This is a genomic window from Paraburkholderia fungorum, from assembly GCF_046027605.1.
In the GTDB taxonomy this organism is placed as follows: Bacteria; Pseudomonadota; Gammaproteobacteria; order Burkholderiales; family Burkholderiaceae; genus Paraburkholderia; species Paraburkholderia fungorum_F.
On record NZ_JAQQEF010000031.1, the window covers coordinates 58299 to 72799 of the forward strand.

General features: G+C 58.3%; 11 protein-coding genes and 3 pseudogenes. 5 read left to right on the plus strand and 9 right to left on the minus strand.

All coding sequences use genetic code 11. The annotated features are described in order from the left end of the window. Positions 1–24: 24 nt before the first annotated feature. Positions 25–1536 (plus strand): CoA-acylating methylmalonate-semialdehyde dehydrogenase, encoded by a 1512-nt coding sequence (locus tag PQR53_RS33395; RefSeq protein ID WP_408463915.1) that lies wholly within the window; start codon positions 25–27, stop codon positions 1534–1536. Between the two features lie 130 nt (positions 1537–1666). Here PQR53_RS33395 and PQR53_RS33400 read toward each other — a convergent pair whose 3' ends face one another. The 4 genes and pseudogenes from PQR53_RS33400 to PQR53_RS33415 all read right to left on the minus strand — a co-directional run. Continuing rightward, positions 1667–2992, minus strand: a complete 1326-nt coding sequence (locus PQR53_RS33400; protein ID WP_408349401.1) for an MmgE/PrpD family protein — start codon at positions 2990–2992, stop codon at positions 1667–1669. A 413-nt stretch (positions 2993–3405) separates the two neighbouring features. After that, the gene (locus PQR53_RS33405) at positions 3406–5076 is read right to left on the minus strand and encodes an ABC transporter substrate-binding protein (protein WP_408349398.1); all 1671 of its coding nucleotides are present in this window, start codon (positions 5074–5076) and stop codon (positions 3406–3408) included. Further along, positions 5063–5328: pseudogene (locus PQR53_RS33410) on the minus strand (NAD(P)/FAD-dependent oxidoreductase); the annotation flags it as partial. The pseudogene PQR53_RS33410 and the gene PQR53_RS33405, both read right to left, overlap by 14 nt. Further along, positions 5322–5507, minus strand: a pseudogene (locus PQR53_RS33415) (bacterioferritin-associated ferredoxin); the annotation flags it as partial. The pseudogenes PQR53_RS33410 and PQR53_RS33415, both read right to left, overlap by 7 nt. 417 nt (positions 5508–5924) lie before the next feature. Between PQR53_RS33415 and PQR53_RS33420 the strand changes: the two are divergent. Beyond that, on the plus strand, positions 5925–6809 hold the full coding sequence (locus tag PQR53_RS33420) for an IclR family transcriptional regulator (RefSeq protein WP_408349395.1): 885 nt from the start codon (positions 5925–5927) through the stop codon (positions 6807–6809). Positions 6810–7127: 318 nt separating this feature from the next. Here the strand turns inward: PQR53_RS33420 and PQR53_RS33425 are convergent, their stop codons facing one another. Together PQR53_RS33425 and PQR53_RS33430 are read right to left on the minus strand one after the other, a co-directional pair. Then, a complete protein-coding gene (locus PQR53_RS33425) occupies positions 7128–7517 on the minus strand; it encodes a Rid family hydrolase (RefSeq protein ID WP_408463976.1) in 390 nt (129 codons plus the stop codon). Beyond that, a pseudogene (locus PQR53_RS33430) lies at positions 7423–7650 on the minus strand (transposase domain-containing protein); the annotation flags it as partial. The pseudogene PQR53_RS33430 and the gene PQR53_RS33425, both read right to left, overlap by 95 nt. A 180-nt stretch (positions 7651–7830) precedes the next feature. On the opposite strand from PQR53_RS33430, the gene PQR53_RS33435 reads away from it, so the two are divergent. Continuing rightward, complete coding sequence (locus PQR53_RS33435) at positions 7831–9090, plus strand: tyrosine-type recombinase/integrase (protein ID WP_408433716.1); 1260 nt, start codon at positions 7831–7833, stop codon at positions 9088–9090. Further along, positions 9087–10037 carry a tyrosine-type recombinase/integrase gene (locus PQR53_RS33440; RefSeq protein ID WP_408463920.1) on the plus strand — a complete coding sequence of 317 codons (951 nt, stop codon included), beginning with the start codon at positions 9087–9089 and terminating at the stop codon, positions 10035–10037. Before PQR53_RS33435 ends, PQR53_RS33440 begins: the two co-directional genes overlap by 4 nt. Positions 10038–10043: 6 nt before the next feature. Here the strand turns inward: PQR53_RS33440 and PQR53_RS33445 are convergent, their stop codons facing one another. The 3 genes from PQR53_RS33445 to istA are packed head-to-tail and all read right to left on the minus strand — an operon-like array spanning position 10044 to position 12515. Continuing rightward, a complete protein-coding gene (locus PQR53_RS33445) occupies positions 10044–10262 on the minus strand; it encodes a hypothetical protein (RefSeq protein WP_408289346.1) in 219 nt (72 codons plus the stop codon). Further along, positions 10259–11026, minus strand: a complete 768-nt coding sequence (gene istB / locus PQR53_RS33450; RefSeq protein ID WP_408289343.1) for an IS21-like element helper ATPase IstB — start codon at positions 11024–11026, stop codon at positions 10259–10261. The genes PQR53_RS33445 and istB overlap by 4 nt, the downstream gene beginning before the upstream one ends. After that, entirely contained in the window at positions 11013–12515 is a 1503-nt protein-coding gene (istA, locus tag PQR53_RS33455) for an IS21 family transposase (protein WP_408463923.1), read from the minus strand. The genes istB and istA overlap by 14 nt, the downstream gene beginning before the upstream one ends. A 913-nt stretch (positions 12516–13428) precedes the next feature. Between istA and PQR53_RS33460 the strand changes: the two genes are divergently transcribed. After that, complete coding sequence (locus PQR53_RS33460; RefSeq protein WP_408339057.1) at positions 13429–14436, plus strand: tyrosine-type recombinase/integrase; 1008 nt, start codon at positions 13429–13431, stop codon at positions 14434–14436. Positions 14437–14501: the final 65 nt, after the last annotated feature.

Sequence of the window (14501 nt, forward strand, 5' to 3'; positions counted from 1 at the left end):
AACAATCAATCCGTAGGGTGTCAAATGCAGAATTACCAGGATACAGCCGACGTAGTGCATTTCATTGGGGGCGCTGACGTGCGCGGTGCCAGCACCCGTACGCAGCCAGTCTTCAACCCCGCGACGGGAAAGTCACCGCGACAACTCGTGCTTGGTGAGAAGGCTGACGTCGATGCAGCGGTCGCGACCGCGAAGGCTGTTTTCCCGAAGTGGGCCAACATTCCGCCTATCCGTCGCGCTCGCGTCATGCTCCGATTTCTCGAATTGATAAATCGGCGTAAAGACGAGCTCGCTGCAATCATTACGGCCGAGCATGGCAAAGTCTTTTCGGATGCACAAGGCGAAGTAGCCCGTGGCATCGATATCATCGAGTTTGCGTGCGGTATCCCGCAGTTGCTGAAGGGCGACTACACCGAGCAGGTGTCGACCGGTATGGACAACTGGACGATCCGACAGCCCCTCGGAGTCGTCGCAGGAATCACCCCCTTCAACTTTCCCTGCATGGTTCCGTGCTGGATGTTTCCGGTGGCAATCGCTGCTGGCAACACGTTCATCCTGAAGCCGAGCGAGCGCGACCCGTCCGCGGCAATCTTCATGGCTCGACTGCTTAAAGAAGCGGGCCTTCCCGACGGCGTCTTCAATGTCGTGCAGGGTGACAAGACCGTGGTCGATGCGCTGCTGCATCATCCGGACGTTTGCGCTTTGAGCTTCGTGGGCTCGACGCCGATTGCAAGCTACATCTACGAGACCGGCGCGAAGCACGGCAAGCGTGTCCAGGCCTTGGGCGGCGCCAAGAATCATATGGTCGTCATGCCCGACGCGGACATTGACCAGGTCGTCGATGGGTTGATTGGCGCAGGCTACGGTTCGGCCGGTGAGCGGTGCATGGCAATCTCCGTCGCTGTGCTGGTAGGCGACATCGCCGACAAAATCGTTCCGCGCCTTGCCGAACGCGCCCGGAGCCTGGTGATTAAAGACGGCATGGAGCCCGACGCGGAGATGGGGCCGATTGTGACGAGGCAGGCACTGGAACGTATTGAAGGGTATATCCAGGTCGGGGTCGAGGAAGGCGCTGAGCTCGTCGTTGATGGGCGTGGGTTGAAGGTGCAGGGACGTGAGGAAGGCTTCTTTACGGGAGGCACGCTTTTCGACCACGTAACTCCCGAGATGCGAATCTACAGCGAAGAAATTTTCGGACCGGTCCTCGCGTGCGTACGCGTAAAAGACTTCGCCGAAGCAGTCGAACTTGTCAACAATCACGAATTCGGTAATGGCGTTGCCTGCTATACGCGTGACGGCAACGTTGCACGTGAGTTCGGCCGGCAGATTCAGGTAGGCATGGTCGGTATCAACGTGCCGATTCCGGTTCCGATGGCATGGCACGGCTTCGGTGGATGGAAGCGTAGCCTCTTCGGCGACATGCATGCCTACGGCGAGGAAGGTGTGCGCTTTTACACGAAGCAAAAGTCGATTATGCAGCGTTGGCCCGAGAGCATCGGCAAGGGTGCCGAGTTCGCAATGCCTGTTTCGAAGTAACTTTTGACCTTGCGGTACGTCGCTACTTCGTGTGCGCCGTGCCGATCAAAAGCTTCGCCCGATAGCGAGTATCCGGCCGGGATATCTTCAGTGACGTCCCGGCTAGAGGCGTTCCCGACTGTTGGTGCAATCACCGACTTGGTCGCGCCCCTAGTTCAGCAAACAGTTCGCTAAAGCCATCGGTCGTCAATCGGTCAAGTGCTAGCAAGATATCGTCTTGTCGATCCGCACTGATATTGGCGGTTGCAATGCGTCGGAATTTTTCCGTCACCTGCGACCGGGTCATCGGGTTAGCCACGTCCCCTAAAGGAAAAGGCACCGTTAAGCTTTGAGGTCCCTCGCCTTGATCCAGGATGACGCGACAAGGCGTGCTTTCGGGGAACGCATCGTCGAAATCCGAGTGTGCGGCAAGTTCAATGCGAGCAGCCAGCGACAGTACCTCAGGATCGTGCAGGCTTATGGGATCGACGGGTTGCAACGCGGACGCGCCACGAAGAGCTGCCAGAGCGCAGCTAAAATAGTAGCTGTATTGACCGCCTTCCAGCGTGTGGGGAGCGCGTTCGTTTGACAATTTCAGGCCACGCTGGAAGGTCTCGATCCGGAGGCTGAAGATCGGTTTTCCTGGCTGCCGTAAAGCCAAAATCCCATCTACAGCCGCGTGCATGTAACGACAGCACGCATATGGCTTGAGATAACAATCCTGCACCCACCAGCTCTCGCCCAGTCCACCGGTGAGCACTGCACGTCTGAAATGGTCGTCCCGGTCCAGGAGATCGCGCGGACCTGTCGCTCCAGCCTTGGCGCGAAATGCAGCGATCAGGCCGGCGACCACAGCGGGGGGAATCATTTCCTTGACCGTGCTGCCCAGATATTGCGTACTGCCCGACGGATACCCGATTGGCCCCTCGGCGCCAGCAATGCCCATCGCGTGCGCAAGCTGGCGCGCATCCAGGCCAAGCATCCTGCCGACGGCAGCAGCGACGCCGTAATTAACCCAGCGGCCGCTCGCGTAGGTTTCTATTGTTGGCGTTGGGCGAGCAGTGGCAACACGCAGGCCCACATCGTAGCCCAAAGCCAATGCGTCGAAGATGCGTTGGTCCGGCACGTTGAGGGCTTGGCCAATCGCAAGAACAGCAGGAATAATCCCGGCTCCCGCGTGGCCGGCCGCCCCCCGGTGGCCGTCGTCGATGTCAAGAGCGCTCGCCGCTGCGGCATTCGCCATCGCGGCCCCGGCGATACTGAGGGCGGGCCCAGTTAACCAGACGTCTACCTGGCCTTGTCCAAAGATCTGTTCACTTGCACTCCGGGCAGCTTTAGCCAGTTGCGAGTTTATTCCGGCAGCTGTGGCGCCGATGAGGTCCGTAACCAGCAAAGAGCAAGTTTCACGAGCTTGCTCCGGCAAGCCACCATCTGGATGACCGACCACGAACGCCGCAAGTTCATCAATAGCGTGCATTAGTGTTCCTTCTGTGTTGCTGTGGTTTCAAGTTGGGAAGAGTCTGGTGTCATGAGTTGCAGATTCGTCACATTATTTGGCTCGTTGTTTGTCTTGCGCATAGCGGGTCCTTCTATGCCAACGATGCGATAGGCACCACTCCTTCAGTGATTTCGCGGTTTCGGCGGCTTCAGGGTGGCGTGGAAGTAGCTTTGAAGACGCTTTACGGTCGCGGCGTCTGGGTGGTACGGCGATCGGATAAACGCGCCGCCGGCAAGCGCAATAAAATGATCCAGTCGGACAATCATCGAGATGTCGATATTTGTCAAATGGAAGCGTGTTAGCCTTGTTCATGTGCAACGTCTTTACCTCGTTACGGCGGTGCACCGATCTGGGCAATAAAGGCGCAGAACATCGCATTCCATAAAACGACCTTATTGGGTTTTCAACGACGTTTTCTCAGTAATAATTGGCGCGAGGCTCATTGAACCTTTCAGGTCATAGCCGTAAACCACCCGATCGTTGTGGACCCACACTTGCAACTGGTCAAATAGCGGTACCGAGCAGATCTCGTCGTGGATTTTTTGCTGAGCACTTTTCCAGTAGGCCAATTGCCTGGCAGGGTCCGGCTCTACGCGGGCAGCACGGATGTCTGAGTCAGCGACCGAACAGTGAGAAAAGTTCGACATTGCGGTGGGCGTGTTCACCGTAGACCTGGAGTCGTAAAATTCAGTCAACCAGGTGTCGGCGTTAGGAAAGCGCGCCGCACTATATAAAACGAGCGCGCTCATGTCTTTCCGGCTTTGCGCCTGATAGGTTGAATGATCCACGACGGTCATGTCGAGCTTGATACCAGCCTTCGCAAGTTGGGACTGTACGATTTCCATCGAGGACTGCAAACCCGAGAGATTAGAAACGATCGATTTGATAGTGACACCATTCGGGTACCCAGCCTCAGTCAATAATTTCTTTGCGTCGGCGACGTTATATGGGTATGCACCAGCCGCGCAATCGGCACCCAGATATCCCGGCGGCACTGCTGAGCAGCCTTTGGTCGCTACGTCTGCGCCGACGAAACGAACCATTTCGTCAAGGTTGATCGATTCCGCCAACGCTTTTCGCACCTTGATGTTGTCAAGCGGTGGCTTTCGGATATTGAGAAACAAGCTGCTAAATTCGCCTGGCCTGAAAATGTCAACATTTGTGCCGCTACGTTTGCGGGCTCGCTCCACCCAGCGTTGTTCACGTTCGCCGTAGACGACATCAAGTTCGCCGGAAGTGAACGCCAATTCACGATCGCTGTCCGCGGGGATCATGCGGTACGTGATACCCGCGAGCTTCGGCTTGCCCCGGAAGTATGATTCGTTTGCCACCAACTTTACATACTGCTGTGTGACATGCTCTTGAAATTCGAATGGTCCAGTACCGACTGGATGATTCCCAAATTGGCTGCCGTATTTCTCGGCAGCTTTCATGCTGATGATGAAGCCGGCGTGATAATTGGAGACACGCCCCAGGAAGTCCTCGTCGGAGTACTTCAATGTGATGCGCACCGTGTAAGGATCCGTCGCTTCGACCTTATCGATAACGGCGTAGTTCGCTGCAAAGCTCGACTTCGATGGATCAGCTGCGCGCTGGAGCGAATAGACTACGTCCGCTGAGGTCAACTCGCCCCAGTCTCCGTGAAACTTGACGCCATGGCGAAGATAGAACGTCCAGATTTTTTTGTCGCTCGATACCTCCCAGCTTGACGCGAGATCAGGCTCCAGCGTTTTTGGGTCAGCACTGCCTGGCGCAAAGCGTACAAGACCGCTATAAATTTCTGCGACCATTCCGAGATCGCCGGTCGACGTTGCCCTGTCTGGATCCAGTGTCAGTACATCCGGTGCGCCCGAGCTTACGCGGATAATCGGGCGTTGATCTGTCTGCGCCAAAGCGCCGCTCGAGATAAAACTTGCCGAAGCCAGCGTCAGCACGGCTGCTAACCATTTCCATGCAAACCTACGTTGGCCCCCGCTTAGAAGGTCGAGCTTACGCAGAGCGGCCGGCGCGGCATTTGCGCCAGCGGTGGCGGCGCACGCAGCAAATACTTTAGACATTTCCATCGCGAGTTCCTAATGGTGATTTGCGAGTTGCTGTGAAGATGTTTTTTATAAAGCGATCAACTGAGAAGGTCGACAGCGGCGTTGAGGTCTCTCCATCGCAGATTAGGTCTGCCAACACTTCACCGACGCCTGGAGCGAGAAGGAAGCCACCGCCCGAGAAGCCGGAGGCATGTAAGAGACACGGGTCGTCTTGCGTGAGCCAATGATCAGGTTGCTGTCAGGCGTCTTGCCCTCGACTCCGCTCCAGGTTTGATGGGCGACTGGCTCCGCAATCTACTCACGTCTTCCGGCGTCCGCCCCAATTCCTGTGCGAACAGAGCCATAGGGGCTTCACCACACACGCGACCCTGCCATCGGCCTATGTCGACACGAGTTAGGGCTTTCAATCGGTTCAGTTCCGAGGCCTCGCCTCGACGAATGCATTGACGCAAAAATTAATTGGTGTCGTCTCGAATTGAGGTCGCGCAACGGTCGCTCACCGGTATTTCGTACTACGATCTGTACTGCCGTCGGTACGACGTCTTCGTTCCCTCGACATCACGGCCAGGCTATCCCGTTTCAAGGACCGCTTTGCTCACGTACATTCCTGCTTTTAATCATCAAATGACATTCGAGGCCAGATCGTATCCTCGTTGAGAAAGACTGTAGGTAGCCAATTCACCATCGTCAATCAGGAATTTCATCAAAAGTCGTAATTTCATGACAGCATCCGTATAATGGAATGAATGTAATATTGGATAGTACAGTAATTCAACAGATGGATGTTCAGGCCGATATCTGGTAGTGTACGATGTGCGCAGAAACACCGACGTATGGCAAGTGTTGATGAAGCTATAAGAGGAAATCAGATGAAATCATTGCAAGGAGTGGCGCCGGATCCTGTTGATGCTTCGGCGACACCGGGTGTCGGCGTGATACAGCGTACTTTTGCGATCATTCGCGCGATTGGGTCAGCTCAACCGGATGGCTGTCGAGTGACGCATCTAGGGAAGGTGATCGGGCTTAGTCAGCCCACGGTCCATCGTTTATTGCGAGCGCTTACTGAGGAGGGCATTGTCGAGCAAGACGCTGGCACAAAGCTATATCGGCTTAGCGTAGAATTTTTCGCGTTGGCGGCTCAGGCCGGGAATCCAAACGGGATCCGCGACCTATGCCGAGCTGCATTGCTGCAGCTGTGTTCGAGTCTTGGAGAATCCATATTCCTCATGGCGAGGAGTAGCTTTGACGCAGTTTGTCTCGATATGTGCGAAGGTCCCTTCCCAATTCGCACGTTCACTGGCGACATTGGCGGCCGGGTAGCGCTCGGGGTGGGGCAAGGAAGTCTGGCGATACTTGCCTTCCTGCCAGAAGACGAAAGGGAGGAGATTATTCGCTACAACGTCCCGCGGTTGCGCGCCTATGGCATGCTGGACGAAGTTTACCTGCGCACGGAGATCGAACGGACCCGATCACTTGGTTACGCGGGCAGAAATACCGGGTTGCTGGAAGGAATGGCAGGGGTTGCCGTACCGATACTCGACCGTTCGGGCCATGCTGTTGCCGCGTTAAGTATTGGTACGCTTGCCACCCGGCTTGATGACGACCGCTTGCCAGTGGTGGTTGATTTGCTGCGTCGGCACGCGGATAAAATTGGTCCTCGCACTAATCCATTTGACACGGCAGTGCGCCGTTCGCTGCACGGCGGAGCGCGAAGAAAGATTCAGCCAGAAGAGGTGCGGATGCATTCGACCTAATGGTGGTCTCGATCCGCTTTACGAAAGAAAATCGAGAATTATTTGCGAGAGGTTAATCAAAGTGCCTGCTCCCATTGAGCGTATGCTTTAAATGCCGCCAGACACCGCCAGCAGCGTTCCAAGTAGCAAACTAACCTCGACTAAGTTATGTTTGACGTGACGCCATACCGCTATATCTCATGCAGCCGCTCGGAGATGGAACGGCCGCCGGTCATCGCGCACGATTCAGGTTGATCAGTGAATACCGTAGATCAGAGCAAGGTTAAAGGTTTATCCGCAATTTTTCTGCTTCCGCGGCGCCCGCACCGCGGAAAGCAGTCACTTCGATTTCGACGAGGTATTTGGAGGCTGCAAAGGGGTGTCGCAGTCACTGTGCCTGGCAGGATCGACTCCAGCGAATTTTTCTGCGACGACTGCAATTACTGCTGCCTTCTGTTCGAGCTTCGGCAAGGCAATACGCAGCCGCACGACGTCGGCGAGGCTTGACTGGACTGCTTTCAAAGCACCCTCAATGTTCGCAAAGCACTGGCGCGTCTGCTCTGTAAGCGGTTCACGTGGGCCGTTCGTCCACGCGCGTGCATGTGAGGCATGATGGTGATCCGGACTTGGACTGTCAGGTAGCGGGTGTCGGAGGACTGGCTGGCGTGTGCAGCTTGTCGGCCACGCGCCACGGCAGAAGCTCGTCGATGCGATTGATTTTATGGTCAGCGATGTGAGTTAGCACATAGTTCAGATAGGCGCGCGGATCGATGTCGTTCAGTGCGCAAGTCCCGATCAGCGCGTACATTGCGGCGGCCCGTTCACCGCCGCTGTCGGAAACGGCAAACAGGAAATTCTTTCTGCAATGCACATAATTGCATTGCAGAAATAATGCGCAGCCGCAAATTATGCGGAGTTTGCATCGTACGGCTCGTCACGAGCGCCAGTGCGACGCGCCTTGCAGGGATCTGTGGCTTGCAGCAAACTGCACATAAAAAAGATGCTTTCCTGTTTGGGTTGTTACCCATTCAGGAGAATCCTCATGATCGGCTTGGTTCCTCTTCGACCGCAGCCTCAGGCGTGGTTGTGGCGCAGCGTCCTTTCTCCTTTCGCAGAGCGCTACTGCGAATATCTCGTTGATACCGGCTACGCGGCCGGCACCGTCAACCGCTACGTGAGGTGCGCCGCGCACTTTGCGTATTGGCTTACAACGCACCGTATAGCCGTAGCAAGTGTCGACGATCGACTTGTCTGCCGGTTCGTGAACGACCATTTGCGGCGATGTACCTGCCCAGATCCGATTCCGAGGTGTCGGACAGACGTGAGTGCTGCACTTCGGCATTTGCTGGTCGTGTTGGGCGCGTGCGGTGTCCCTCGGTTTCTGCAGGCAGAACCGGATTCGGTGCAACAGGAGGTGTGTCGCTTTACTGACCACCTCAAGGACGTTTGCGGCCTAGCCGAATGCACGCGATATCAGCGTGGTCGAATCATTCGCGATTTCTTGCGTCAGCGCTTTGGTCGCAAACACATCGACATGGAGCAGCTAACGATTCGGGATATCCGTCGTTTCGTTACGCGCTACCCTGACGGGTGCAATGCTGGAGCCGCTCACGTAGCGGGCGTGACGTTGCGCAGTTATCTGCGATTCAGGACCATGCAATATAACGACCAGGTCGAAGAGCTGATCGCGGCAGTACCGAACGTGGCTGGATGGAGGTTGGCGGCGCTGCCTGAAACGCTTTCGGATGCAGCGATTGAGCAGTTCCTGAACTCCTTCGATCGCGCGACTGCGTCCAGCTTACGTGATTACGCAGTGGCGCGCTGTCTGGCTGATCTTGGGTTGCGGGCTGCGGAAGTCGTGCAAATCCAACTCGACGATTTAAACTGGCGCGAAGGCACGCTGCAAATCCGTCGCACCAAATCGCGACGGGGCTACGTCATTCCGTTGCCCGAGCCAACAGGTCGTGCGATCGCCGACTATATCCGGTTAGCCCGAAGGAAGACGACGACCTCCCGTGCTGTCTTTGTCCGGCATTACGCACCCGCCGACGTTCCGTTGGGAACCGGGCGCGTCCATCAGGCCGTGCATGCCGCATATGTTCGCTGCGGCTGGACTGAACAATCTGGAACCCATCTTCTGAGGCACAGCGTGGCCCGACGGCTGCTTCGTTCCGGCTCGTCGTTGAAGGAAGTGGCTGACGTATTGCACCATCAGAGCATCGACACCACCGCGATCTACACGAAGATCGACCTGCGAAGCCTGGAGGCCGTGGCGCTTCCCTGGCCGGGGAGCAAATCATGAAGCGTCCCGTCAAATCGGCACACACAATGGTATCGCTGGTGGAAACGTATCTCGCAGAGCGACGCTGTCTCGGCTTCGACCTTGCGATCTCGGGGCAGGTGCTGATGAACTTCGCCCGCTTCGCGGATACGGCGCACGATCGCGGTCCGATCACCGAAAGTCTGGCCCTTGCTTGGGCACACTCGACACCGAGCCAAAGGTCCATTACCTGGGCGCGTCGGATCGAGGTAGTGCGCCCCTTCGCGAAGTACCTCAGGCAGTTCTATCCCGATACGGTTGTTCCGCGACGCGACTTGTGCGGGCGGGCCCATCGTCGTCTGGCGCCGCACATCTACACGGAGCAGGAACTCGGCGAACTCCTCACGGCGTCGGCGGCGATGTTACCCGTCGGTTCGATCATACCGCTTACATATGAAGCGCTGTTTGGTTTGATTGCGGCAACCGGCTTGCGTATCTCGGAAGCCATCAATCTCTCTCGAGACGACGTGAATCTTGCTGAGGGCACGCTCACGGTGCGCGAGACGAAGTTTCACAAGTCGCGCCTTATTCCGATGCATCCTACCGTAACTCTGGCCATGAAGCGTTACGCTGCTCGCCGTGCGCTGGTCGTCGCCGCAGAGCCGTGCGATTCGTTCTTTGTGAATCTTGATGGCAGGAAGTTGCAGGCCCGAACGGTGCACTGGGTGTTCGGTCGGCTTCGCGAGCAACTCGCGTGGACTTCTCGGGGTGACCACGCGTTGCCTCGAATCCATGATCTTCGCCACACGTTCGTGTGCCGGTGCATCCTCAAGTGGTATCAGGACGGCGTGAACGTCGACAACCGGATGATTGCGCTGTCGACATATCTGGGTGTTAGCGGCGGTGTAAAAGCGCCACTAGATGGCGGCGCAAGGTTGAGTAAAAGCGTCAACAACAGGGAGCGGTTGTGGCCCGCCGTTGTTGGGTGATGGTCGTCAGAATGGATCGTCGATGTCGCGAGGGTGAGGATTGTCGGGAGGCGCGCGCTGTTCGTGAAGCAGGTCATTGAGCGGAATCTGGTAGTGCACCGCGATACGCTCGCGTAGATCGTCGATGAGTTCGACGACGGCCAGTGCCTGATCGGCGGACCAGTTGTCCGGAATCAGGAAGTCGAGCCCGTGAGTGATGCCCGAAGGCAGGTGAAGGCGCTTCATGATTTCTTCTTCTCCATGCGTGCCGCGCTGCGTTTCTTTGTGCGCTGCTCGGCGCGTTCACGTGCCTCTTTCACCCGGTAGGACTCGCCTTCGATCGCGACGACTTCGGCGCGATGCACCAGCCGATCAACCAGCGAGACGACGCAGGCGGCGTTCGGAAACACCTCCGACCATTCTGCGAACGGTCGATTTGTAGTGACGACGGTGCTTGCTGCGCCATACCTCCGGCTGATCAGTTCGAACAGCAGGTCGGCGTGGCGATTCGAGTAGGACAGGTATCCGACCTCGTCAATTACGAGCACGTCAGGCGTAGCGTACCGGTGCAGTCGCCGGCGTAACGCTGAGTCACTGTCAAGCGCGGCGAGCTCACCGAGCATCTGGCCAGCAGTTGTGAACAGCGCCGTGTGCCCGTTGACGAGCGCCTGGTAGGCGAGGTTCAGCGCCAGGGTCGACTTGCCCACGCCGTTCGGGCCGATCAGTACGACGTTGGCGGTGTCCCTCACGAACTCGAGCGACATCAGTTCTTCAACAGCGGCCCGGTCGCAACGCTTGGGCCATGCCCAGTCAAAGTCGCACAGCGGTTTGAAGCTGCCCAGATGGGCGTCCCGGATGCGTCGCTCGAGCGAACGGCGGGCACGCTCGTCTTCTTCCCACTGCAGCAGCGGCGCAACCCAGCCGGCGTCAATGAGTTCCGGCCAATGCGCCAGCAGTCCGTACAGTCGCAGGGCGTTCGCGCGCTCCTGCAGGTTCTCAGGCGAGCTCATCAGTACCTCCCGTTATCTGGTCGTAGATGTCGAGCCGGTGAGGAGTCACCAGCGTGTCCTTGCTACGCACGTGCTCGGGCAGCTTCACCGTCACTGGCGGCGGTACCTGCCGCGACTCGCGCCGACGCTCCAGCGCCAGACGCACCGGATTCTGGTGAGGCGCGGCATCGCTGGCGAGCGTTTCCTCGATCGCTGCCTGCAGTTCGGCTGCACCATAACGGTCGAGCAGCCTCAGCAGGTGGGCGGTGATATTGCCGAGATTGGCGCCGCGTTCAGCCGCGCGCAGCATGAGTGTGTGACTGGCCGGCGCTGCGCGGGCGAGATGGTCGAGGCCGCGATGGTGACGGGCTTCGCGTTTGCGTGCAACGAGGGCGTCGATGTGCGCGGCAATCTCGATCTGCGCGCCGCGATCGTAGCTGCGCACATGGGTCGCAAGCAAATCGGCGCCATCGAGAATGCGCACCTGCCGGGGATCGGCCCGGACCGTAAGCACGCGCCGCACGTGGGTATGCGGGATCGTGTAGTCATTCAGATCGAAGCGTACATACGGCTGCTTGCCGACCTTTACGGCCAGTTGCAGTTCGCAGGGGTACGGATTCTCCGGTAACGTAAGCAGACTGGGCTGCTCGCGGGCGAAGGCTTCGCGCACCGTGATCGTGGGCTCTTCCCGGCAGGGTCGATCGGCGGCCATGCCCGCGCACCATTGCGCGGCCTGGATGTTCAGATCGTCGAGATCGGCGAACTTGCGCGCGGCAAAGAAATTCTCACGTACATACCTGATAGCTCTTTCGACGCGCCCCTTCTCGTTTCCTCTGGCCACTGCCACGGGACGGGGCTCGAAGCGATGATGAGCGGCGAACGCCAGAAGCGTCGGGTTGAAGCGGATCGCATCACCCTGACGCTCGAGCACAGCGCTCCTGAGATTGTCGTAGAGGAGGATCCGTGGCAATCCAGACCACGCCGCGAACGCGCCAGCGTGGCCCGCCAGGAAGCTGTCCATGCGGGCGTCAAGGAAGAATCGCAGATAGATCTGCCGCGACCACGACAGGACCATGACGAAGACCATCAGTGGCCGGCGCGCACGCCCGATCTGCAGGTGATCGAAATGGGCCCAGTCAACCTGGCCTTGCTCTCCGGGCAAGGTGCGTAGCCGCAGATAAGCCTCTGGTGCAGGACGCGGACGGTGTAACGCGATCAGGTGCCGGAAATGATGAAGGTTGCCACGGTAGCCGCGCTCGGTGACCATCGCATACAGCCGGCTGGCCGTGAGCGACGGAAACCTCTTGAGCGTGTCATGGATAAACGGCAGGTAGACATCGATCTGCGAAGGTCTGAGCATCCCGCCGACGCGGGGCAGACCGGCCTGCGCCAGCACGCGCTGGACGGTGCCACGGTGCACGTGCAACTGCCGTGCGATGGTGCCGCAGCGCCACTTCTCGACGTGGTAGTAGCGCAGGATCTGCGCCTCGAGTTCAACTCCAATGGTCATGGGTCACTTCCTGTGTAGTAAGTAGTAGTACGAACATCACGGAAGACCCGACGGCGTAGTGGTCCGAGGCGCACGAAGTCCGGACAGACGCAGTGGCAGAAATGGCAACGCTCAGGCACAGATGGGGCGGTGGCGGACACCGTCGCTCTTGCCGCCGACGTCGTCGAAGTCGGTGCCGGTAGAGCATCGGCGGCAGGCACAGCGGAACCCTGATGCGTCACTTTATTCTGGCGGCTGCGATAGCGGCGCATCCGTTCGGCGTGCGCGAAGCGGCCGTGCCGACTGCGCTGATAGCGCTGGCCGGCCACGCGCATGCTGGCCTGACGTGCGACCTCAGAGCAGTCGCCGTCGCAGTAGATCTGGCCGCGGTCGCAACGGCGGCAAACGATGACCTGCGCCCGGCAGCGGGCGCACACAAACAGGCGGCCGGTGGCCGGCATCGGCAATCCCCGTCAATGCCGAAACGCTATCGACGGGACTGGTGGACCCTGCCATACTGGGCCGGCACCCGTGCCCCATGCGCGTGTGGGGCTCGACATCGGAGTGAACTTGGCGGTTTGAGCCGGTGTCGGGCCTGTTTCTTCGGCGGTATCCCTTCTTCTACCGCATCTCGACCTGAGCGTCACCACTTCCTGGAACGAACCGCGTCGGGTGCGTCTGCACTCGCCCTACGGGCTCCTTCCGACGCACCCGGTACCGCTTCCTGCTCTTCGCGCCAACCATTCCCAAACCGCTCAGCAGAGCTGGACCATTCCATATCTCTGATTGATGCCGCCGTTTAGTGTCGGTTTCTCACAGCCGTTCACACTGGGGCACGTGAAGCCGAGCGATACCTACTGGTATCTGACTGCGGTTCCCGATCTCATGGAAATCGTGAGCCGGAAATTTGCGTGCTTTGCCGAAGGGGTACGTCATGACTAAAGCCTGCCTAGTTCCTTCCTTCGCGACGCTCCTGCAGGACTTCTTCGTCGAACGGTTGATGCAGCAACGTGCGGTGAGCCCGGAGACGATATCGAGCTACCGCGATTCGTTTCGTCTGTTTCTTCAGTTCGCATCGGATCGCCTTGCCAGGTGCCCAACTGATCTGAAGCTGTCGGACATGGATGCGCCGCTGATCTTGGCGTTTCTGCGGCATCTCGAGGTTGAGCGGCGCAACAGCACGCGGACCCGCAACGTTCGACTCGCAGCGTTGCGCTCGTTCTTGAAGTACGCGGCACACCGTGACGTCGCGTCGTTGGCCGTTATACAGCGCGCACTCTCCGTGCCGATGAAGCGGTGCGATAAACCTATGGTCGGATTCCTGTCACGCGAAGAGATTCAGCAACTGTTGACGGCGCCTGACCCGGACACCTGGTCGGGTCAACGCGACAGGGTTCTGCTGGCAACGATGTATAACACGGGGGCGCGCGTCTCGGAGATGCTGGCACTACGCGTCAGTGATGTCGTGCTGGGTACATCACCCTTCGTTCATATTCTTGGCAAAGGACGCAAGGAACGAACGGTGCCTTTATGGCGATCCACGGCCAGGCTCATCAAGGGGTGGTTGCCGCAGATCCAGGATGCATCAAGTCAGAGGCTCTTTCCAAATCGATCGGGAAACGCGATGACACGCTCCAATGTCGCCGATCGAATGAGAATTGCCGTAACGCGCGCGAAGGACCAATGTCCGCAACTCGCCAAACGGCGTGTTTCTCCGCACCTGGTTCGTCACGCGACTGCCATGCATCTACTTCAATCAGGCGTCGACCTCTCGGTCATCGCCTTGTGGCTGGGACACGAAAGCCCATCGACAACACACTGCTATATGGAAGCCGATCTGACGATGAAGCAGCGAGCGCTGAGCAGGATTCAGCCACCGGAAGTGAAGAACCGTCGCTATCGACCACCGGACCGCATCCTCCAGTTCCTTGAGTCGCTGTAATTATGCGTAGCTCGCCGAACCGCGAATCCCTGCGGATCGCGTCGGCGACTCGCATGGCACTCTTC